This window comes from Cellulomonas oligotrophica, assembly GCF_013409875.1.
In the GTDB taxonomy this organism is placed as follows: domain Bacteria; phylum Actinomycetota; class Actinomycetes; order Actinomycetales; family Cellulomonadaceae; genus Cellulomonas; species Cellulomonas oligotrophica.
On sequence record NZ_JACCBK010000001.1, the window covers coordinates 557,488 to 578,492 of the forward strand.

At 75.1% G+C, this 21,005-nt stretch carries 18 protein-coding genes; 3 read left to right on the forward strand and 15 right to left on the reverse strand.

The annotated features are described in order from the left end of the window. Positions 1-18: 18 nt before the first annotated feature. The 12 genes from BKA21_RS02495 to BKA21_RS02550 all read right to left on the reverse strand — a co-directional run bounded on the left by BKA21_RS02495 (position 19) and on the right by BKA21_RS02550 (position 15,013). Positions 19-1,104, reverse strand: coding sequence for a right-handed parallel beta-helix repeat-containing protein (locus tag BKA21_RS02495; protein ID WP_170208986.1), 1,086 nt, complete (start codon positions 1,102-1,104; stop codon positions 19-21). Between the two features lie 102 nt (positions 1,105-1,206). After that, positions 1,207-2,085: a protein kinase family protein gene (locus tag BKA21_RS02500; RefSeq protein ID WP_239072801.1), complete on the reverse strand. Its 879-nt coding sequence runs from the start codon at positions 2,083-2,085 to the stop codon at positions 1,207-1,209. Further along, positions 2,082-2,927 carry a TrmH family RNA methyltransferase gene (locus tag BKA21_RS02505; protein WP_140458784.1) on the reverse strand — a complete coding sequence of 282 codons (846 nt, stop codon included), beginning with the start codon at positions 2,925-2,927 and terminating at the stop codon, positions 2,082-2,084. Before BKA21_RS02505 ends, BKA21_RS02500 begins: the two co-directional genes overlap by 4 nt. Next, positions 2,858-4,213 (reverse strand): MFS transporter, encoded by a 1,356-nt coding sequence (locus BKA21_RS02510; RefSeq protein WP_140458783.1) that lies wholly within the window; start codon positions 4,211-4,213, stop codon positions 2,858-2,860. Before BKA21_RS02510 ends, BKA21_RS02505 begins: the two co-directional genes overlap by 70 nt. A 178-nt stretch (positions 4,214-4,391) precedes the next feature. Beyond that, complete coding sequence (locus BKA21_RS02515) at positions 4,392-6,380, reverse strand: ABC transporter ATP-binding protein (RefSeq protein ID WP_140458782.1); 1,989 nt, start codon at positions 6,378-6,380, stop codon at positions 4,392-4,394. After that, a complete protein-coding gene (locus tag BKA21_RS02520; RefSeq protein WP_140458781.1) occupies positions 6,377-8,119 on the reverse strand; it encodes an ABC transporter ATP-binding protein in 1,743 nt (580 codons plus the stop codon). Before BKA21_RS02520 ends, BKA21_RS02515 begins: the two co-directional genes overlap by 4 nt. Then, positions 8,113-8,814 carry a TetR/AcrR family transcriptional regulator gene (locus BKA21_RS02525; RefSeq protein WP_170208985.1) on the reverse strand — a complete coding sequence of 234 codons (702 nt, stop codon included), beginning with the start codon at positions 8,812-8,814 and terminating at the stop codon, positions 8,113-8,115. Before BKA21_RS02525 ends, BKA21_RS02520 begins: the two co-directional genes overlap by 7 nt. 146 nt (positions 8,815-8,960) lie before the next feature. Continuing rightward, positions 8,961-10,136, reverse strand: a complete 1,176-nt coding sequence (locus BKA21_RS02530) for an SPFH domain-containing protein (RefSeq protein WP_140458779.1) — start codon at positions 10,134-10,136, stop codon at positions 8,961-8,963. Between the two features lie 133 nt (positions 10,137-10,269). Then, positions 10,270-10,740 carry an NfeD family protein gene (locus BKA21_RS02535; RefSeq protein ID WP_140459186.1) on the reverse strand — a complete coding sequence of 157 codons (471 nt, stop codon included), beginning with the start codon at positions 10,738-10,740 and terminating at the stop codon, positions 10,270-10,272. 140 nt (positions 10,741-10,880) lie between these two features. Further along, complete coding sequence (locus BKA21_RS02540; RefSeq protein ID WP_140458778.1) at positions 10,881-11,690, reverse strand: ABC transporter ATP-binding protein; 810 nt, start codon at positions 11,688-11,690, stop codon at positions 10,881-10,883. Between the two features lie 106 nt (positions 11,691-11,796). Beyond that, complete coding sequence (locus tag BKA21_RS02545) at positions 11,797-12,828, reverse strand: GNAT family N-acetyltransferase (protein ID WP_140458777.1); 1,032 nt, start codon at positions 12,826-12,828, stop codon at positions 11,797-11,799. A 58-nt stretch (positions 12,829-12,886) separates the two neighbouring features. Then, positions 12,887-15,013, reverse strand: a complete 2,127-nt coding sequence (locus BKA21_RS02550) for a DNA gyrase/topoisomerase IV subunit B (protein WP_140458776.1) — start codon at positions 15,011-15,013, stop codon at positions 12,887-12,889. Between the two features lie 267 nt (positions 15,014-15,280). Between BKA21_RS02550 and BKA21_RS02555 the strand changes: the two genes are divergently transcribed. Next, positions 15,281-15,481 (forward strand): DUF7455 domain-containing protein, encoded by a 201-nt coding sequence (locus tag BKA21_RS02555; protein ID WP_140459185.1) that lies wholly within the window; start codon positions 15,281-15,283, stop codon positions 15,479-15,481. Between the two features lie 188 nt (positions 15,482-15,669). Here BKA21_RS02555 and BKA21_RS02560 read toward each other — a convergent pair whose 3' ends face one another. The 3 genes from BKA21_RS02560 to BKA21_RS02570 all read right to left on the reverse strand — a co-directional run bounded on the left by BKA21_RS02560 (position 15,670) and on the right by BKA21_RS02570 (position 19,138). Next, the gene (locus BKA21_RS02560; protein ID WP_140458775.1) at positions 15,670-17,238 is read right to left on the reverse strand and encodes an RNA polymerase sigma factor; all 1,569 of its coding nucleotides are present in this window, start codon (positions 17,236-17,238) and stop codon (positions 15,670-15,672) included. Between the two features lie 252 nt (positions 17,239-17,490). Next, positions 17,491-17,883, reverse strand: coding sequence for a universal stress protein (locus BKA21_RS02565; protein ID WP_140458774.1), 393 nt, complete (start codon positions 17,881-17,883; stop codon positions 17,491-17,493). Between the two features lie 115 nt (positions 17,884-17,998). Further along, positions 17,999-19,138 carry a DUF4192 domain-containing protein gene (locus tag BKA21_RS02570; RefSeq protein WP_140458773.1) on the reverse strand — a complete coding sequence of 380 codons (1,140 nt, stop codon included), beginning with the start codon at positions 19,136-19,138 and terminating at the stop codon, positions 17,999-18,001. 121 nt (positions 19,139-19,259) lie between these two features. Between BKA21_RS02570 and BKA21_RS02575 the strand changes: the two genes are divergently transcribed. Both BKA21_RS02575 and BKA21_RS02580 read left to right on the forward strand, forming a co-directional pair. Further along, positions 19,260-19,802: a hypothetical protein gene (locus BKA21_RS02575; RefSeq protein ID WP_170208984.1), complete on the forward strand. Its 543-nt coding sequence runs from the start codon at positions 19,260-19,262 to the stop codon at positions 19,800-19,802. An 80-nt stretch (positions 19,803-19,882) separates the two neighbouring features. After that, a complete protein-coding gene (locus BKA21_RS02580) occupies positions 19,883-21,004 on the forward strand; it encodes a polyprenyl synthetase family protein (RefSeq protein WP_140458771.1) in 1,122 nt (373 codons plus the stop codon). Position 21,005: the final 1 nt, after the last annotated feature.

Genomic DNA, 21,005 nt, shown 5'->3' on the forward strand with positions numbered 1-21,005 from the left:
GACGCCTGGCGCGATCGCTCAGGACGGGGCGCAGACGACGCCGACGCACTGCGGGGAGCTGCCGTTGCCGCGGGCGGTGTTGCCGCCGAGGTCCGTGGCCCCCGGCACATGGATCCCCCGCCCCGTGCTCCCCCGCACGTCGTTGCCGCCCACGCCGGTCGCGGCGTCGACCGGCTCGAGGACGATCCCCTCGCCGTTGCGCCGCAGCACGTTGTCCTGCACCGTCGCGCCGTCGAGCCACTCCCCGTCCAGCGCGATCGCCTCCCCGTTGGACCGCAGCACGTTGCCCGCGACGGTCCCGCCCCACGTGCCGAGCACCACGGCACGCCCGTTGGCGGTGAAGGTCGAGGCGCTGACGTCGACCACGGCGCCACCGCCGTGCACCGCCACGTCGGACCCGACGAACCGGCTGCCGTGCACGACCGTCGATCCGGTGCCGTACGTGACCACGGCCTGCGGGTTGTCGCGGAACGACGACCTGTCCACGCCGACGGACGCCTCGGTGCCGATGACCGCGCGCGCGTTGCGGTCGAACCGGGACCGGGTGATCGTCGCGTCCCCCTCGCTCCACAGGCCGACCGCGTTGTCGGCGACGGTCGTGCGGTCCACGGTGATCTCGGCGAACCACCCGCCGTCGACGCCGATCGCGGTGTGCCCGACGACGCTCGACCGCGTGATCGTGGTGGGCTTGCGGAACCGGCCGGTGCCGTCCTCCCCCGACGCGTCGACGCCGGTCGCGTTGCCGCGCAGCCGGACGCGGTCCACGGTCAGCGGGCCGACGTCGGCGTCCTCGACGCCCAGCGTGTCGACGGCCGTGCCCCAGCCGGTGAGCGTGCCGTTGCGGATCTCGGCCTCCCCCGCGGAGCTGACCAGCAGCCCGACGCCGGCCCCGGAGCCGCGCAGGGTGTGCCCGCGCAGGTCGAGCGTGACGTCGGGCCCGAGGACGAGCCCGTCACCGACGCAGGTCAGGTCGCGGCGCAGCGCGGTGTCGACCGTGAGCGTCGCCCCGCACGCGAGCGGCGGCGGGGCCGCGGCGGCGACGGACGGCGCGACCAGCACCGCGACGCACGTGGCGACGGCGAGAAGAGCAGGACGACGAGACATGGTTCCCCCTGGTGTCACGCCCGGGCCGCCCGGGCGCACATCAGAGTGACGCGTGTCACAGAGCGTTTCCCACGGTTTCGTCCGCTTTCGCCCGGGTGAAGGTCACAGCCGGACGAGGGCCTCGTCGACCATCCGCAGCCCCTGCGCCTCGAACGGCGCGTCCCCGACCATCCGCGCCCACCCCGCCGTGCAGACGCCCTCGCGCAGGCACGTGACCCACCACGTCGCCGGGTCGCGCGGGTCGCGGCCGTACCCCTCGACGAACGCGTCCGCCAGCGCGGGGTCCCGGCGCCACTCCTGGGCGGACATGCGGACGAGGTCGCTCGCCGCGGGGCGCAGCGCGGCCCGGCCCAGGTCGATGACGCGCACGACGCCGTCGGCGACCACCCAGTTGCGGGGCTGGAAGTCCCCGTGCGTCGGCACGATCGGCACCGGTCCCGGCTCCCACGCCGCCAGCACGTCGCGCACCCGGCGCACGACGTCGGGAGCCAGCCCGTGCGGGCGGTCCAGCCACGCGAGCGCGCGGGTGTTCTCGCGCGCCTCGATCCGGGCGTCGACCACCCGCTCCTGGGCGTGCAGGGCAGCGAGCAGGGCCCCGGCCTGGCGGTGCACGTCGGGGTCGTGCTGCGCGGGCGTCCCCGCGGCGAGGTCGCCGGGCACCCACCGCGTGACCAGCAGCCGGGCGTCCGGGTCGGCGTGCACGAGCTCCGGGCCGCGACCGGCGCGGACCCACGGGCCGGTCCACCGGCGGTGCGCCTCGAGCTCGCGGGGCAGGTGGGTGTCGTCCGGGCCCGCAGCCTTGACGGCGTACCGCTCCCCCGCGTGCTCGACCTCCAGCACGCGGGTCGGGACCAACCCCCACGAGTGGTCGGCGCGCACGACAGCACCGGGCAGCCACGCGTCCAGCAGGGCGCGCTGCCGGGCGTCGAGCCGGGCCAGCGGGTCGTCCACCGGCCCGGGACCCACGGAGGGCACCGTCACGCAGGCACCCGCGTGGCCCAGAACGCGACCGCCGCGGCCGCCGCCACGTTGAGCGAGTCGACCCCGCCGGCCATGGGGATCCGCACGGTCAGGTCGCCGGCGGCCACGGTCGCGGGCTTGAGCCCGTCGCCCTCGGCACCCAGCACGAGCGCGAGACGCTCGGGCACGTCCGCGACGAGCGCGTCGAGGTCCACCGCGTCGTCGGACAGCGCGAGCGACGCGACCACGAACCCGGCCGCGCGCAGCGCGTCCATGCCGCCGGGCCACGGGTTGACGCGCGTCCACGGCACCTGGAAGACCGTCCCCATGGACACCCGCACGCTGCGCCGGTACAGCGGGTCGGCGCACCGCGGCGTGACCAGCACGGCGTCGACGCCGAGCGCAGCCGCCGAGCGGAACGCCGCACCGACGTTGGTGTGGTCGACGAGGTCCTCGAGCACCGCCACCCGCCGGGCGCCCGCTCCCCCGCGCGCGCCCGCCAGGACGTCGGCGACCGAGGGCAGCACGGGCCGGTGCATGGCCGCGAGCGCGCCGCGGTGCACGTGGAAGCCGGTGATGGACTCCAGGACGGGCTCGTCGGCGACGTACACGGGTACCGCGTCGTCGCCGGGGACGTCGACGAGCATGGCCTCGACGTCGGGCAGCCAGCGCGGCGCCAGGAGCACCGACCGGGGCCGGTGGCCGGCGCGCAGCGCACGGCCCAGCACGGTCGAGCTCTCCGCGACGTACAGGCCCTGCGCCGGCTCGAGGCGGGTGCGCAGGGCGACGTCGGTCAGGCTGACGTAGTCGGCGAGGCGGGGGTCGTCGGACCCGGTGACGGGTCGGAGGTCGGGTCGGGCCACGGGTCCGATCCTTCCAGGCGCCGGGCCGTGGCCCGGACCGCGCTCCCCCCGACGACGGCCCCGACCAGGCCCAGCGCGGCCAGGGCGGGCACGACGAGGAACGCGGTGTGCGTGCCGACTGCGTCGGCCAGCGCCCCGAGCACGAACGGCGCGACGCCGATGGCCAGCGCACCGGTCAGGGTGGCCTGGGCCTGGGCGCGGTCGGTGCGGCCGGGCGAGGCGGCGAGCAGCAGGACCACCGCGAGGGGGTACTGGGCGCCGTAGCCGAGGCCGGCCACGACGAGGCCGGCGAGCGCGACGGCGGGCGTGGTCGCGGTCCACAGCACGGCCCAGCCGACGGTGGCGAGGACGAACGAGCCGGCGAGCAGCCGGGCGGGGGCCACGCGCAGCGAGAGCGGTCCGACGACGAAGCGCATCGCGGCCATGCCGGCGACCAGGCCGGCGGTGGTGGCGGCGCCGATGCCGGGGTCGGCTCCGGTGCGCTCGACGACGAGCCCGGTGGCCCAGTACGTGGTGGCGTTCTCCAGGGCGAGGGCGGCGAGCAGGGCGAGCAGCAGCCACGGGGTGGCTCTCCGGACCCGCGCGAGGGGGGCGTCGGTCGGTGCCGCTGCGGCAGGGGCCGGGTCCGCGAGGGCGGGTGCGACGGCCGAAGCGGCCTGGGCGGCCACGGCCTGCGGGGTGCGTCGGGCCGGTCGGCCGGTCAGTGCCGGTCCCGTGGGCAGCCGCGCGACGAGCAGCGCGGACACGACGGCCAGGACGGCGGTCACGACGACGCCCGCACGCCAGCCGATCCCCGCCGTGACGGCCGCGCCGACGGCCAGCGGGCCGAGCAGGCCGACGGCCGCACCGACGCCGTTGGCCTCGGTGACCGCGGCGGAGGCGGCGCGCCCGTGCTGCAGGGCGAGCCCGACCTGCGCGGCGGAGATGAGCACGTTGCCGCCGACGGACGTCACGAGCATGCCCGCCAGGGTCCACGGCAGGGCGGTGCCCGTGACGAGCGCGCCGATGCCGAGGGCGACGACGAGCGCCGACAGCACGATCGTGGTGCGGCGCCCGAGCGTGCGGACCGCCCGCGGGGTGAGGACGGCGGCGGTCAGCCCGCCCGCGGCCATCGCGGTGCCGTGCAGCCCCGCCTGCGCGCTGGTCACGCCGAGCTCGTCGGCGAGCAGCGGCACGCTGGGGTTGAAGCTGTAGAGCAGCCAGCCCCACACGACGAACGGGCCGTACAGGGTCAGCGTCGTCCGGTCGCGGACGAGCCGGGCCGGGGCAGGGTCAGGGGCGGTCAACGTCGTCCTCGCACACCCCCAGCATGACGGTGCGCGGGCGCTGCCCCGGGCACCCGGCCCGGGCCGCAGGGGTGACGTGCTCCACACCGGTGGCCGGACGTCCCGCGGGTGGGACGTCCGGCCCGGTGGTGGGCGACCGCCCGACGGGTCGGGCGGGGGTCCGGCGGCGGACCGCTGGTCAGTCCACGGGTGTGGACGCGGCGGCGAACTGGCTGCGGTACAGGCGGGCGTACGGCCCGTCGGCGGCCAGCAGGTCCTCGTGCGCGCCCTTCTCGACGATGGAGCCGTGCTCCATGACGAGGATCACGTCCGCGTCGCGGATCGTGGACAGGCGGTGCGCGATGACGAACGCGGTGCGCCCGGCGCGCAGCCGGTTCATCGCGTGCTGCACGAGCACCTCGGTGCGGGTGTCCACCGAGGACGTCGCCTCGTCGAGGATGAGGATGGCGGGGTCGGCGAGGAACGCGCGGGCGATGGTGATGAGCTGCTTCTCGCCGGCCGACAGCGACCCGCCCTCGTCGTCGACGACCGTGTCGTACCCCTCGGGCAGGGTCCGCACGAACCGGTCCACGTGGGTGGCGACGGCGGCCTCGACGACCTGCTCGCGCGTGGCGCCGTCGACGCCGTACGCGATGTTGTCGGCGATGGACCCCTCGTACATCCACGTGTCCTGCAGGACCATGCCCATCTGGCCGCGCAGGTCGTCGCGGGTCAGGCGGCGGGTGTCGACGCCGTCGAGGGTGATGCGCCCGCCGTCGACCTCGTAGAACCGCATGAGGAGGTTGACCAGGGTCGTCTTGCCGGCGCCGGTGGGTCCGACGATCGCGACGGTCTGCCCGGGCTCGGCGACGACCGAGAGGTCCTCGATGAGGGGGACGTCGGCCTCGTACCGGAAGTGCACGCCCTCGAACGCGACCCGGCCCTGCACGGGCTGCGGCAGCGTGGCGGGCTGCGCGGGGTCGGGCTCCTGCTCGTCGGCGTCGAGGAGCTCGAACACCCGCTCGGCGGACGCGACGCCGGACTGCAGCAGGTTCGCCATCGACGCGATCTGCGTGAGCGGCTGCGTGAACTGCCGCGAGTACTGGATGAACGCCTGCACGTCGCCGAGCGTCATCGCGCCCGACGCCACCCGCAGGCCCCCGACCACCGCGATGACGAGGTAGTTGAGGTTCGAGATGAAGCCGAGCGCGGGCTGGATGGTGCCGGAGATGAACTGCGCCTTGAAGCTCGCCGCGTAGAGCTTCTCGTTCTGCTCGGCGAACGTGGCCGCGGACTCCCGCTGCCGCCCGAACACCGTCACGAGCGCGTGGCCGGTGAACATCTCCTCGATGTGCGCGTTCAGCCGCCCGGTCGCGGCCCACTGCTCCACGAACTGCGGCTGCGAGCGCTTCGCGATCAGGGCCGCGACGACCACCGAGAGCGGGACCGTGACGAGGGCGACGACGGCCAGCAGGGGCGAGATCCAGAACATCATCGCGAGCACGCCCACCACGGTGAGCAGCGACGTCACGAGCTGGGACAGGGTCTGCTGCATGGTCTGGGCGACGTTGTCGATGTCGTTGGTGACCCGGCTGAGCAGCTCCCCGCGCGGCTGACGGTCGTAGTACGCCAGCGGCAGGCGCGACAGCTTGGCCTCCACGTCGGTACGCATCCGCAGGACGGTCCGCTGCACGGCGTGCGCGGTGATGCGCCCCTGCAGCCAGCCGAAGACGAAGGCCGCGACGTACACGGCGAGCACGACGAGCAGGATCTGCCCCAGCCGCGTGAAGTCCACGCCGGCGCCCGGCACGACCCCGGACATCCCGCCGACCATGTCGGCGAACGTGCCCTGCCCGGCGGCACGCAGCGCCTCGACGGCCTGCTCCTGGGTGCCGCCCGCGGGCAGCACGTCGCCCAGGGCGCGGGACACGACGCCGCTGAACAGCACGTCGGTGGCCTGCCCCAGCAGCTTGGGCCCGGTGACCGCGGCGGCCACGGACAGGACGCCGAGCACGAGCACCGCCACGAGCCGGGGCCGCTCCGGCCGCAGCACGCCGAGCAGGCGCCGCAGCGACCCGCGGAAGTCCATGGAGCGCTGGACGGGCATGCCCGCGCCCATGGCCATCGGCCCGTGGCGGGGGCCGCCGGGGGGCGGGCCGGCGGGCCGCCGGTCGGTCGTGGTGCTCATGCCGCCTCCTGCGCGCTCAGCTGCGAGTACACGATCTCCTGGTACGTGGCGTTGTCCGCCAGGAGCTCGTCGTGGGTGCCGTCGCCGACGACGCGGCCGTCGTCGAGGACGAGGATGCGGTCGGCGTCCCGGATCGTCGCGACCCGCTGCGCCACCACCAGCACGGTCGCGTCGCGGGTCCACGGCACGAGCGCCGCGCGCAGGGCCGCGTCGGTCGCGTAGTCCAGGGCGGAGAACGAGTCGTCGAACAGGTACACCCGCGGCCGGCGGACCAGGGCCCGGGCGATCGCCAGGCGCTGGCGCTGCCCGCCGGACAGGTTCGTGCCGCCCTGGGCGACGGGAGCCTCGAGCTGCTCGGCGAGCGCCTCGACGAAGTCGCGCGCCTGCGCGACCTCCAAGGCCTCCCACAGCTCGTCGTCGGTCGCCCCGGGCCGCCCGAACCGCAGGTTGCTGGCCACCGTGCCGGAGAACAGGTAGGGGCGCTGCGGGACGAGACCGACCCGCGACCACAGCGCGTCGGCGTCCGCGTCGCGCACGTCGACGCCGTCGACGAGGACCCGCCCGCCGGTCACGTCGTAGAGCCGCGGCACGAGGTTGAGCAGGGTGCTCTTGCCCGAGCCGGTGGACCCGATGATCGCGGTGGTGCGCCCCGGCTCGGCGACGAACGACACGCCCTGCAGCACCGGCTCCTCCGCACCGGGGTACCGGAACTCCACGTCCCGCAGCTCGAGCCGCCCGCCGGCGGTCGGGTCGGTGGGGAACGCGACGGGCTGCTGCGGGGGCAGCACCGTGGGCTCGGCGTCGAGGACCTCGCCGATGCGCTCGGCGGAGACCATGGCCCGCGGGACCATGACGACCATCATCGAGCTCATCATCACGGCCATGAGCACGAACATGATGTAGCTGAGGAACGCGATGAGCGCCCCGATCTGCATCTCGCCGGCGTCGACGCGACGGGCGCCGAACCACACGACACCCACGCTGGACACGTTCATCACGAGCATGACCAGCGGGAACATCAGCGCCATGAGCAGGCCCGTGCTCAGCGACGCCGTGTACAGGTCACGGTTGGCGACGTCGAACCGCGCGGCCTCGGCCCGCTCGCGCACGAACGCCCGCACCACCCGCACGCCCGTGAGCTGCTCGCGCATCACCCGGTTCACGGCGTCGATGCGCTGCTGCATGCGCCGGAACCACGGCACCATCCGCGACACGATCAGCCCGATCGCGACCACGAGGACCGGCACCACGACGAGCAGCAGCCCGGACAGCGGCACGTCCTCGCGCAGCGACATGATCACGCCGCCGACGAGCATGAGCGGCGCCATGACGAGGAACACGAAGGTCATGAGCACCACCATCTGCACCTGCTGGACGTCGTTCGTGGTGCGGGTGATGAGCGTCGGCGCGCCGAAGCCGCCCATCTCCTGCTGCGAGAACGCCTGCACGCGGTCGAACAGCCGGCCCCGCACGTCACGGCCGAAGGCCATGGCCGTGCGGGCGCCGATCCCGACCGCGGCGATCGCGGCGACGACCTGCACGAGGCTCACGGCGAGCATGACCCCGCCGATCCGCCAGATGGTGGCGGTGTCGCCCTGGGCGACCCCGTCGTCGATGATGTCGGCGTTGAGGCTGGGCAGCCACAGCGTCGCGAGGGTCTGCACGAGCTGCAGGACGAGGACCGCGACGACGGCGCCACGGTAGGGGCGCAGGTGCTCGCGGAGCAGGCGCATCAGCATGGGTCGGCGCCGTCCTTCCGGTCGGGGGCGGGGGGTGCGTCGGTCACGGCGGGACGGGCGTCGGCGAGGACGCCGTGCAGGAGCAGGTCCACCAGGCGGGCAGGCGTCAGGGGCTGGGCCTGGACGCCGCGGCGACGGTCCTGCTCGCCGCGCACGACGACACCCAGCAGCAGCGCGTCGAGCAGCTCGACGGCGTCGGTCACCGGCATCCGCAGCCGGGCGGCGTCGGGGGCGAGGAGGCGCGCGAGCTCGTCGTGGACGGCGGCGCGCGCGTCACGCTGCCGCGCGGCCCACGCCTGGTGGGCCTGCGCGGCGTCGGCCTGGCCGGAGTCGTCGGGGCCGAGGCGGTGCACGAGCGACATCCAGACCATGACCCGCTCGACGCGAGCCACGGTGACCTCGACGACCTGGTGCAGCCGACGGTCGAGCGGCGCGGTCACGTCGATCGCGGCGAGCTCGGCGACGGCCTCGGACGCGTCGGCGGCGTCGAGCGCGGCCTCACGGAGCAGCGCGCGCTTGTCGGCGAACACCCGGAAGAGCGTGCCTTCGGCGACGCCCGCGGCCTCGGCGAGCTCACGGGTCGTGACCTCCAGGCCGCGTTCGGCGACCACGGGACGGACGGCGCGCAGGATCGCGCGGCGGCGTTCGGCGGGAGGCAGGGGCGCGGCGCGCCCGGTGCGCTGGTCGGTGGGCACCCGCCGACAGTAAGTGAGTGAGCGCTCACTCAGCAACTGCTCAGGTGGCAGGACGCGGCCCGGGCGCACGGGCGGGCGCACCGGGACGACGACGGCGCCGGCACCCGTGGGGTGCCGGCGCCGTCAGGTCGCGCGTGGAGCAGGCGTCAGAGCGCCGGTCCCGTGGGCGGCGCGTCCTCGACCGGCGCCGACGTGGCCGGCGGGGCAGTCCGCGGCACCGGGCCGACACCCGGGCGCTGCCCGCGCTCGGCCGACGGGTCGAACGGCACGCCGCTGAGGTTGCCGGCGCTGGTGGCGTCCGCGGTGGCGGCGGCCGACTCGCGCCGCGCCTCCGCGAGGGCCTCGCTCGGGTCGGTCAGCGAGACCGGGGGCAGGTCGCCCTCGCCCAGCGGCGAGCTGCCGGCGGGCCGCGGGGTGTAGTCGGGACCGTCGCCGCCGCCCTGGAAGCCCTTGGAGAGCCAGCCCAGCGCACCGCTGAGCTCCGCCGGCAGGAACCACATCTTGTTCGACGGGCTCGAGGCGATCTTCGGCAGCGTCTGCAGGTACTGGTAGGCCAGCAGCTTGGGGTCCGCGTCGCCGCGGTGCACGGCGTCGAAGACCTGCAGGATCGCGCGGGACTCACCCTCGGCCCGCAGGATCGCCGACTGGGCCTCGCCCTCGGCCCGCAGGATCGCCGCCTGCTTCTCGCCCTCGGCCGTGAGGATCTGCGACTGCTTGACACCCTCGGCCGTGAGGATCGCCGCACGGCGGTCCCGCTCGGCGCGCATCTGCTGCTCCATCGAGCCCTGCACGGAGGCCGGCGGGTCGATCGCCTTGAGCTCGACCCGGTTGACGCGGATGCCCCAGCGCCCGGTCGCCTCGTCGAGCACGCCGCGCAGCTGGCCGTTGATCTGGTCGCGGCTGGTCAGCGTCTGCTCGAGGTCCATCGAGCCGATGACGTTGCGGAGCGTGGTCACCGTGAGCTGCTCGATGCCCATGATGTAGTTCGCGATCTCGTAGACCGCGTCCTTCGGCGAGGTCACCTGGAAGTAGATGACGGTGTCGATGCTCACCACGAGGTTGTCCGACGTGATCACCGGCTGCGGCGGGAACGACACGACCTGCTCGCGCAGGTCCACACGCGCGCGCACGCGGTCGATGAAGGGGATCAGCAGGTGCAGGCCGGCGTCCATGGTCCGCGAGTAGCGCCCCAGCCGCTCGACCAGCATCGCCTCGGCCTGCGGGACGACACGGACCGCACGGACGAGAGCGACGACGACGAAGATGACGACGAGTGCGAGGACGATGAACGCAGCGATCTGACCCGGCTCGGATCCGGTCATGACACCTCCAGGTGGGGCCGCCGGCGGCGGCACGGTACGGCGACCCGGTGCCCCCGGGCCGAAGACGGTCGGACGGACGTGCTGTCGTGCACCGGCACCGTGCGGCCCTGCGTGGCACCGCGGGCCCTCACGGTCAGGCGGTCAGCGGACCTCGCACGGCGGCGTCACCGGCCGACGCCGGCGCGGGGCCGACCACGGCCGTCGCGCCGTCGATCCGCGCCACCACCACGGACGTGCCGGGCGCGAGCGTGGAGCCGTCGGCGGTGCGCGCGCTCCACACCTCGCCGGCGAGCTTGACCCGCCCGGTGACGCCGTCGACGCTCGCCACGGTGACCGCGTCCCGGCCGACGAGCGCGTGGACGTTCGTCTCCTGCAGCGGGACGCGCCGGCGCAGGTGGCCCAGCAGCCACGGCCGCAGCGTGAAGAGCAGCACCGCAGCGGTCACCGCCGCGACGACCACCTGGACGAGCACGGGTGCGCCCAGACCCGCCGCCACGGCACCGGCGAGCGCCCCGCCGGCGAACATGATGAGGACCAGGTCCAGCGAGATCATCTCGAGGACGCCCAGCGCGAGCGCTCCCCCGACCCACCAGAGCCACCCCATCGTGCCCACCTCCACCGGTCGACGGACCACCGCACGGATCCTGTGACGATCCTAGACGACTTCTTTGCCCGCGCGTGGTCGGACGAGCGGCTTCAGGGCACCCGACCGGCGCCCCTGCCGCCGGTCGGGTGCCGGCTGCGTCAGTGCGCGCCGCGGACCGCGGTACTCGTCACCGCATGGGCCGACCAGCGCCCGTCGGCGTGGTCGAGGCGCAGGCTCACGTCGAACGCCCCCGAGAGGTTCTCCGCGGTGAGGACGTCGACGATCGGCCCGGCGGCGTGGACGCGTCCCTGCCGCAGCAGCAGCAGGTGCGTGAAGCCCGGGGGGATCTCCTCGACGTGGTGCGTCACCAGCACGAGCGCGGGCGAGCGCGGGTCGCGGGCCAGCTCGGCCAGCGCCCCCACGAGCTCCTCGCGGCCGCCCAGGTCCAGGCCCGCGGCGGGCTCGTCGAGCAGCAGCAGCTCGGGGTCGCTCATGAGCGCCCTAGCGATCTGCACGCGCTTGCGCTCCCCCTCGGACAGGGTGCCGAAGAACCGGTCCGCGAGGTGGTCCACGCCGAAGGCCGCGAGCAGGTCGCCCGCACGGGACTCGTCGACCTCCTCGTACGCCTCCCGCCACCGGCCGGTGACCCCGTACGCCGCGGTGAGCACGACGTCACGGACGGTCTCCCCCGACGGGATCCGGTCCGCGAGCGCGGCGCTCGACAGCCCGATCCGCGGGCGCAGCTCGAACACGTCGGTCGCACCGAGGCGCGAGCCCAGCAGCTCCGCCGCGCCGCTCGTCGGGTGCATGCGGCCCGACGCCACCTGCAGCAGCGTGGTCTTGCCGGCGCCGTTGCGGCCGAGGACCACCCAGCGCTCCCCCTCACGGACCGTCCAGGAGAGGTCGTCGAGGATCGTCGTCGTCCCCCGGCGGATCGTCACGGCCTGCAGGTCGAGCACGTCGGTCATGGGCACAGACCCTAACCGGCGCAGGCCGCGCGCCGCGCCGCCCGACGGGGGTCGATCCGGTCCGGTGGCGTCGCGCCGGGCGCCGCGTGCGCCGGCCCGCGGACGATCAGACCTCGATGCTGAGCATCGTCGAGGAGTGCGCGACCTCGTACCCGAGGGCGGCGTACAGGCCGTGCGCGCCCGACGGGTTGGCGGTGTCGACGCCGAGCTCGGCGTAGGCCATGCCGTCGGTCGCGTACGCGCGCATCACCGTGGCGAGCAGCGCCACGGCGACCTTCCGACCCCGCCACGCGCGGCGCACCCCGAGCAGCTCGGTGTACCCCGAGCGGTACCCGGCGACGTCCCAGTCCTGCTCGAACCGGCCGGAGAGCGCGTAGCCGGCGACCTCGCCGGAGTCGTCGACCGCGACGAAGCTCCACGTCGGCGCGAACATCGAGCGGCCCTGCGCCCACTGCTCGGCCGTGCGCGGCTCGCTGCCCCAGTGGTCGGCGAAGGCCTCGTTGTGCGCCAGGCGCACGGCGTCGTCGAGCTCGGGGCTCCACGGCACGACCCGGAGGCCGTCGAGCGCGGGGACCGGCGGCAGCGGCCCGGACAGGGGGCGGCGCATCTCGGTGTAGTACCGGATCGGGGTCAGGCCGGCCGCGCGGTACAGGCGCACCGTGCCCGTCGCGACGTCCTCCGCGTGGGTCGCGATCCGCGCGGGCGCGTCCTTGCCGCACGTCGCCAGCACCTGGCGCGCCCGTCCCGTCGCCCACCGCACGAGCTCTCGACCGATGCCGCGTCCCCGCCACGCGGGGTCGACCCCGCCGCCGAGGAAGACGCGGACGACGGACTCGTCGCCGGGCGGGGCGTCGACGCTCATCCAGGCCCGCATGCGCCCCTCGGCGTCGACGCCGACCCGGGTGTCGAGGGACAGGTCGCGCCACGGGGCCTCGAGCTCGTCGACGACCTCCTCGACGGCCGTCCGGTACGGCACCCCGTCGGCGTCCTCGACCACGGCGACGAGCGCTGCGAGCTCGGCCGCGTCGGCGGTCGCGAGCGCGCGCCACGTCAGGCCCGACGCGGACGACGGCTCGTCGAGGACGGGCGGTGCGGCGGCCCGGACGGCCAGGGGTGCGGTGTCGGTGGTCCCGGTCATGGCACCAGCGTGGCCCGGGGCGGGCGCCCCGGGCCAGCGGATTGCGGCCGGAGGGACGTCAGGCGTCGATGCGCGAGCGGTCGAGGTCCTGCGCGCCGGCGACGATGAAGTCCTTGCGGGGGGCGACGTCGGAGCCCATCAGCAGCTCGAACACCTGCTCGGCGCGGGCGGCGGCGTCGACGGTCACCCGTCGCAGCGTGCGGAACCGGGGGTCCATGGTCGTCTCGGCGAGCTGGTCGGCGTCCATCTCGCCCAGGCCCTTGTACCGCTGGATGTCGTCCTTGTAGCGGCGACCGGCACGGTCGAGCTTCTTCAGCGTCGCGGCGAGCTCGGCCTCCGAGTACGTGTAGACGTACTCGCCCTTGCGCGACCCGGACCCCAGGACCTCGACGCGGTGCAGCGGCGGGACGGCGGCGTAGACCCGCCCGTCCTCGACGAGCGGGCGCATGTACCGGAAGAACAGCGTGAGCAGCAGCGTGCGGATGTGCGCGCCGTCGACGTCCGCGTCGGTCATCAGCACGATCTTCCCGTACCGCGCGGCCTCGAGGTCGAACGTGCGCCCCGACCCGGCGCCGACGACCTGGATGATCGAGGCGCACTCCGCGTTCTTCAGCATGTCGCTGATCGACGCCTTCTGGACGTTGAGGATCTTGCCGCGGATCGGCAGCAGCGCCTGGTAGTCCGAGCTGCGCGCGAGCTTGGCGGTGCCGAGGGCGCTGTCGCCCTCGACGATGAACAGCTCGCTGCGCGCGACGTCGTCGATGCGGCAGTCCGCGAGCTTGGCGGGCAGCGACGACGACTCGAGCGCGTTCTTGCGCCGCGAGATCTCCTTCTGCTTGCGGGCCGAGATGCGCGCCCGCATCTCCCCCACGACCTTGTCGAGCAGGAGCGCGGACTGGGCCTTGTGCTCGCGGCGCGTGGACGTCAGCAGCGCGGTGAGCTCCTTCTCCACGACCCGGGCCACGATCCCGCGCACGGGGCCCGTGCCGAGGACCTCCTTGGTCTGGCCCTCGAACTGCGGCTCGGCGAGCCGCACCGTCACCACCGCGGTGAGTCCGGCGAGGGCGTCGTCCTTCTCGATCCGCTCGGCGGTGTCCTTGGTCGAGACCTTCAGCCGGCGGGAGTTCGCGGTCACCTGCGTGCGGATCGTCTTGAGCAGGCCGGCCTCGAAGCCGGCCAGGTGCGTGCCGCCCTTGGGGGTGGCGATGATGTTGACGAAGCTGCGCACCTCGGTCGCGTAGCCCGTGCCCCAGCGCACCGCCACGTCGACCTCGCACCGGCGCTCGACCTCGCGGGGCGCCATGTGGCCGCGCTCGTCCAGCACCGGCACCGTCTCGGTGAACGAGCCCTCGCCCGTGAGGTGCCACACGTCGGTGACCTGCGCGTCGGGTGCGAGGTGGTCGACGAAGTCGACGACGCCGCCGGTGTGCAGGAAGGTCTCCTCGTGCGGGCCGTGCTCGCCGGGGGTGCCGGCGAGCCCCCGCTCGTCGCGCACCGTGATCGCCAGGCCCGGCACGAGGAAGCTCGTCTGCCGGGCGCGGGTCACCAGCTCGTCGTAGGAGAAGGTCGCGGACGGGGAGAAGATCTGCCGGTCGGCCCAGTACCGCACCCGGGTGCCCGTGCGCGCCCGCGGCACCTTGCCGACGACGGCGAGCTCGGAGCCGGAGACGAACGGCTCGAAGGGGGCGTCGGGCCCGACGCCGGCGCTGTCGTCGAAGACGCCGGGCTCACCGCGGTGGAACGTCATGCGGTGCGTGCGGCCCCCGCGGTCGACCTCCACGTCGAGCCGCGCGGACAGCGCGTTCACGACCGAGGCCCCGACGCCGTGCAGGCCGCCCGACGCCGCGTACGAGCCGCCGCCGAACTTCCCGCCCGCGTGGAGCTTGGTGAGCACGACCTCGACGCCGGTCAGGCCGGTCTTCGGCTCCACGTCGACGGGGATGCCGCGGCCGTTGTCGTGCACCTCGACCGAGGAGTCCGCGTGCAGGATCACCGCGATGCGGTCGCCGTGACCGCCGAGCGCCTCGTCGACCGAGTTGTCGATGATCTCCCAGAGGCAGTGCATGAGCCCGCGGCTGTCGGTGGTGCCGATGTACATGCCGGGGCGCTTGCGCACGGCCTCGAGGCCCTCGAGCACCGACAGGTGCCGGGCGGTGTAGCCGGTCGGGTCCGAGGTGGTCGTCACGGCCCCGATGGTAGTCGCGCCCGCCCACGCCCCCGCGGCGACGCCCGGCGCCGGCGCAGGCCCGCGGCGCGTGTCCGGCGACCGGCACGGCGGCGTCCACGTGTCGGACGTGTGACGGCGACGCCCGAGATGCCCGCGCCGGTGTCACGAACATGTTGTCGGGACGCAACGATCTTGTACGCAGAGAGCGAACCACCCGCCCCTGAGGGGAACGATCGCGCGAACCGATGGTTGTATGGAGGCGTGACTGGGACGACGACCGACTCGATGGCCCCGCTGACGACAGCCGACCGCTGCGACCGCTGCAACGCTCAGGCCTACGTCCGTGTCGTGCTGCCGGTGGGAGAGCTGCTGTTCTGCGCTCACCACGCGCGGGAGCACGCCCCGAAGTTCTCCTCCGTGGCGACGCACGTGCAGGACGAGACCGATCGTCTGCACGCCGAGCACGGGGCGGGAGCGACCGTCTGACGCCAGACCCGACACGCGCGCCCCGACGCGCACCGACCACGAGGCCCGGACCGTGAGGTCCGGGCCTCGTCGCGTCCCGCCGCACGGGCCGCCGCCGCGCCACCGGCGAGGAAGCAGAGGACCCCCACGACCTCGACGGTCGCGGGGGTCCTCTGCTCTGCGCGCGGCCGGGCGGACGCGCGTCGTGCTCAGTCGAGGTAGTCGCGCAGCACCTGCGAGCGCGACGGGTGCCGCAGCTTCGACATCGTCTTGGACTCGATCTGGCGGATGCGCTCGCGCGTCACGCCGTAGACCTTGCCGATCTCGTCGAGCGTCTTCGGCTGGCCGTCGGTGAGGCCGAACCGCATGGAGACGACCCCGGCCTCCCGCTCCGACAGCGTGTCCAGCACCTGGTGCAGCTGCTCCTGCAGCAGCGTGAAGCTCACCGCGTCCGCGGGGACGACCGCCTCGGAGTCCTCGATGAGGTCGCCGAACTCGCTGTCGCCGTCCTCGCCGAGGGGCGTGTGCAGGGAGATGGGCTCACGGCCGTACTTCTGGACCTCGACGACCTTCTCGGGCGTCATGTCGAGCTCCTTGGCCAGCTCCTCCGGCGTGGGCTCGCGGCCCAGGTCCTGGAGCATCTGGCGCTGCACACGGGCGAGCTTGTTGATGACCTCGACCATGTGCACCGGGATGCGGATGGTGCGGGCCTGGTCGGCCATGGCGCGCGTGATCGCCTGCCGGATCCACCAGGTGGCGTACGTGGAGAACTTGTAGCCCTTGGTGTAGTCGAACTTCTCGACCGCACGGATCAGGCCGAGGTTGCCCTCCTGGATGAGGTCGAGGAAGAGCATCCCGCGACCGGTGTACCGCTTGGCGAGGGAGACGACGAGGCGGAGGTTGGCCTCGAGCAGGTGGTTCTTGGCGCGGCGGCCGTCCTGCGCGATCCACTCGAGCTCGCGACGCAGGCGCGGCTCGAGCTGGTCGCGGGTCTCGGCGAGCTTCTCCTCGGCGAACAGGCCGGCCTCGATGCGCTTGGCGAGCTCGACCTCCTGCTCGGCGTTGAGGAGGGCGACCTTGCCGATCTGCTTGAGGTAGTCCTTGACGGGGTCCGCGGTGGCACCGGCGGTGACGACCTGCTGCGCGGGGGCGTCGTCGTCGTCGGCGTCGGAGTAGACGAACCCCTTGTCCTCGGTCTCGTCCTTGCCGGCGGCCTTGTCGGTCGACGCGGCGGGCTTGGCGTCGGTCTCCTCGTCGCCGTCCTCGACCTCGACCACGTCGACGACGTCGGTGACGTCGACGTCCTCGATCTCGACGTCCTCGATCTCGACCTCGTCGTCGCCGGGCGCGGCCTTGGCGGCCTTCGCTCCCTTCGCCGCCGGCTTCGCCGCGGCCTTCGTCGCCGTCTTGGCGCGGGCGGGGGCGCGGGTGGCGGGCGCGGCCTCGTCGGCTGCGGCGTCGGTCGTCGACGTCGTCGTCACGGCCGAGGCCCGCGGGGTCCGCGACACCGACGCCTTGGCGGACGGGCGGGTCTTCGCGCTCGTCGCGGCGACCGCGCGACCGGCGGAGCCGAGGTCACGGACGTCGATGCCGGCCGTGCCCAGCCCACGCACGACGGCCCGCAGGCGCTTGGGCCCCTCGACGCCGGCGGCCTCGCAGGCGAGACGGACCGACTGCGTGTCGACGGAGCCGTGCGTGCGGCCGCGCATCACCAGCTCCTGGAGAGCGGGGTGCTCGAACTCGCGCGGGAGTGCGGGATGGGGGGTCTGGGACGTCACGAAGGACCTTTCGGCAGCGCGGCAGCCGGATCTGCGGAGGATCCGAAGGACCGGGAGACTGACGGATATTGTACCGACCCCGCGGGCACCCGGCCGGAGGACCGGGCGGGTGACGGCAGCACGGGGCGACGGCAGCACGACGCCACCACGGCAGGCGTGGGAGTGCGGGGCTCTGAGCGTCCAACGGACGACGGGCCCGCAGGATTCCCCGCCGGTCCCGACCTGCGCGCCGCCGGTCGGGACGGCCGGCGCTCAGGCGGTGGGCTTGACCGTCAGCACCGGGCAGGGGGCGTCGAAGAGCACGCGCTGCGCGTTCGCCCCGAGGATCAGCTTGCCGACCGGGCTGCGCCGGCGCAGGCCCAGGACGATCAGGCACGCGTCGATCTGCTCCGCGGTCGTGATGAGGTCGTCCGCCGCGTCGCCGCCCTCCAGGCGTCGCACCTCGTGCTCGACGCCCTCGGCGGTGAGCTCGGCCGACGCCGCGGCCAGGGCCGCGTCCGTCTCCGCCCGACGCTCGGCGCTCTCGTCGGGCCGGGCGCTGAGCACCACGACCACGCGGGTGCCGCGGAGCCGGGCCTCCCCGACCGCTGCACCGAGCGCAGCCCGACCCTCCGGGGTCGCCAGGTACCCGACAACGATGCCCATCGACGTTGACCTCCTCGTGCCGGGCCGCAGTCCCGGCCCGCCTGACGCGACCGTACCGGAGTGCGGGCGCCCCGACGACCGGGACCGGTCCTGGTCGCCGCACGCGGCGGGACGCTCAGGCGTCGCGGCGCACCCATCCCGGTGCCAGCCCGGCGTCGAGCGTGCCCTCGAGAAGCAGCGCCAGCCGGTGGCCCGGCTCGTCCTCGAGCGCACGGCCGACGAGGACGGCGGCCCGCGCGCCGTCGCCGCGCCACCAGGCCAGCAGCCCGAGCAGCGTCAGGGCGGGGGCCTGCGCGCCCCGCGCGCCGTGGGCGACGACGCGCTCGAGCACGGCCTCGTGCAGCCCGGTGGTCGGCGGCGGCGGCACCGCCCGCGCAGGGTCGACGACGGCCGCGACCGCCTGCCCGATCGCGGCGTCGTCGGCGGGCTCCGGCCCCGTGCCCGCGAGCGACCGCTCGGCCAGCCGACCCGTCCCGGGCACGAAGGTCACGAGGACGGCGTCCCGGACGCGGCGGTCGACGAGGCCGGCCTCGATGCGGCCCAGGCACGCCAGGCCGGTCGGCCGTGCCGGCACCGCCGTCGGGTCGCCCGCCCGAGCGACCTCGGTCCGCCACGCGGCCAGCGACCCCGCACGCCAGGCCGCGAGATCCTCGGTGCCCGCCGCGTGCGCGTCACGGGCGGCCGCGGACCACCGGCCGCGGACGCGGGCGACCGAGCGTCGCGCCTCGGCGGGCGCGGGCGTGATCCGTCCCACGTCGGCCCGGCTGGGCGCGACCGCGACGCCCTCGAGGACCATCCGGGCGCCGACGGCGGTCGACTGCAGGTCGCGCAGCGGGCGGCCGCCCGGCGGGCAGCAGCCGTCGTCGCAGGCCAGGCAGCCGTACCCCTCGTCCCCCACGACGAGCACGTCGACGGGGCCCAGCGGGACGTCGGCGGCCTGGCGCACGTGCGCGACGGCCCGGTGCGCGGGTGCGTCGGCCGCCGCTCCGGGCCCCTGCGGGAGGTACAGCACGAGCACGGCCCGGCGGGCGCCGTCGCGGTCGAGGTGGCTGACGAGCGCGCGGGCGACCCGGGCGCCGTCGGCCGGGTCGAGCAGGTCGGCGAGGTCGACGCGCACGACGAGGCCGACCTCGTGGCGCGGTCCTCGCAGACTGACGAGGACGGCGCTGCGGGCGGGGACGAAGCCGAGCCGGTAGGGCACGTAGGCGAGCAGCTCGCGCGGCTCGGCGATGCGCAGCGTGGTGGCGGGTTCCATGCGACGAGCCCACCGCACGGGCGCCGGGCGCGGGGGCGCCGCGCACCGACGCCCGCGGCGGCGGCTCGACGGCACGGGCTGTGGTCGGCTCACGCGCAGCGCCGCCCGCTACCCTGCTGCGGTGCCCCGCCCGACCGATCGCACCCGCCGCGACGTCGGCCCCGCCGCGACCTGGCCGGCGCTGGTCGCGGCCTGCCTGCTGCTGGGTGCGTGCACGGGACCGTCGACCCCGGACCCGTCCGCCGCCACCGCCACGTCGCCCGCGACGGCACCGGCCGCCTCGCCCGAGCCGACGGAGTCGCTGATCACCGACGCGGTCGGCGAGCACACGGCCGTCGGCGAGCTCGTCGAGGGCTTCCCGACCGGCCTGGTGCCCGTGCCCGACGGCGCGGAGGTCCTCGTCTCGTCCGCCGAGCAGCTCGAGAACGGGCAGTGGCGGATCAGCCTGAACCTGCGCACCGACCAGGACGTGGCCGGCCTCGTGGCCGCGGTCCGCGCCCCCCTCGTGGCGGCGGGCTTCACCGAGCAGGCCGACACCCCCGAGGACGGGCTGGCCGCGCGGTCGACGTTCGCGCGCGGCGAGGCCGGCGAGCTGCTCGTCGTGGGCGTGCTCGACCGTGACGGGGTGCGCACGCTCACCCTCGGCGGCACGGTCGCCCCCTGAGGTCCGGCGTCGGGCGGTCGCGGGCGACGACGCCGCGCGCGGACCGGCGGGCCCGGCCGGGTCTCGCCTAGGGTGTCACCGTGCTCCCCCACACCCCCTCCCTCGTCGACGCCGAGAACGTGCGTGAGGGGGTGGACGCGGCCCTCGCCCGGCACGTCGCCGACCTCGGTGACACGGTCGCCCCCTTCGGCACGGACGCCGACCCGCTGCTCGACGCCGTGGCCCGCATGGTCGCGGGCGGCAAGCGCCTGCGGGCGGCGTTCTGCTGGTGGTCCTGGCGCGCGCACGGCGGTCGGCCGGGGACGCCGCAGGCGCAGGCGCTGCTGCGCGTCGGTGCCGCGCTGGAGCTGTTCCAGGCCGCCGCGCTCTTCCACGACGACGTGATGGACGGGTCGGACACGCGGCGCGGGCTGCCCGCCGCGCACCGCGCGTTCGCCGCGCGGCACCACGAGCACGCGTGGACCGGTGACGCCGACAGGTTCGGGGAGTCCGTGGCGATCCTGCTCGGCGACCTGTCGCTGGTCGCGAGCGAGCAGGAGCTCGCCGCCGCGCTGCGGGCGTTCGACGAGCCCGAGGCGACGGCCGCGCGCGCCGTGTTCGACCTCATGCGCACCGAGGTGACGGTCGGGCAGTACCTCGACGTGCTGGCCCAGGCCCTGCCGTGGGGCGAGGACCCGCTCGAGGACGAGGCCCGGGCCCGCCGGGTGATCCGGGCGAAGGCCGCCCGGTACAGCGTCGAGCACCCGCTCGTGCTGGGGGCGCTGCTGGCCGGGGCGGACGAGGCCGAGGTCGCGGCGTGCCGGGAGATCGGCCTGCCGCTCGGCGAGGCGTTCCAGCTCCGCGACGACCTCCTGGGCGTCTTCGGCGACCCCGTCACCACGGGCAAGCCCGCCGGGGACGACCTGCGGGAGGGCAAGCGCACGGTGCTCGTCGCGCGAGCCGCGGCCCTGGCCGCCGCCGCGGGCGACGACGAGGCGGTCGCCACGCTGACCGACCGGCTCGGCGCGCCGGACCTCGACGACGAGGAGGTCGCACGGCTGGCGGACCTGGTCCGGCGCACGGGGGCACCGGACCAGGTCGAGGCGCTCATCGCCGAGCTCGCGGGGCCCGCGTTCGCGCTCATGGAGGCCCGGCCGTGGCCCGAGCCGGCGCGGGGCCACCTGGTCGCGCTCGCGCACGCGGCGGTCGACCGCCGGGCCTGAC

Coding starts and splice junctions, on each gene's coding strand:
- BKA21_RS02495 (WP_170208986.1), bottom strand. CDS start 1,104: ATGTCTCGTCGTCCTGCTCTTCTCGCCGTCGCCACGTGCGTCGCGGTG.
- BKA21_RS02540 (WP_140458778.1), bottom strand. CDS start 11,690: ATGACCGACGTGCTCGACCTGCAGGCCGTGACGATCCGCCGGGGGACG.
- BKA21_RS02545 (WP_140458777.1), bottom strand. CDS start 12,828: ATGACCGGGACCACCGACACCGCACCCCTGGCCGTCCGGGCCGCCGCA.
- BKA21_RS02565 (WP_140458774.1), bottom strand. CDS start 17,883: ATGGGCATCGTTGTCGGGTACCTGGCGACCCCGGAGGGTCGGGCTGCG.
- BKA21_RS02515 (WP_140458782.1), bottom strand. CDS start 6,380: ATGAGCACCACGACCGACCGGCGGCCCGCCGGCCCGCCCCCCGGCGGC.
- BKA21_RS02535 (WP_140459186.1), bottom strand. CDS start 10,740: ATGGGGTGGCTCTGGTGGGTCGGGGGAGCGCTCGCGCTGGGCGTCCTC.
- BKA21_RS02530 (WP_140458779.1), bottom strand. CDS start 10,136: ATGACCGGATCCGAGCCGGGTCAGATCGCTGCGTTCATCGTCCTCGCA.
- BKA21_RS02555 (WP_140459185.1), top strand. CDS start 15,281: ATGGCCCCGCTGACGACAGCCGACCGCTGCGACCGCTGCAACGCTCAG.
- BKA21_RS02570 (WP_140458773.1), bottom strand. CDS start 19,138: ATGGAACCCGCCACCACGCTGCGCATCGCCGAGCCGCGCGAGCTGCTC.
- BKA21_RS02520 (WP_140458781.1), bottom strand. CDS start 8,119: ATGCTGATGCGCCTGCTCCGCGAGCACCTGCGCCCCTACCGTGGCGCC.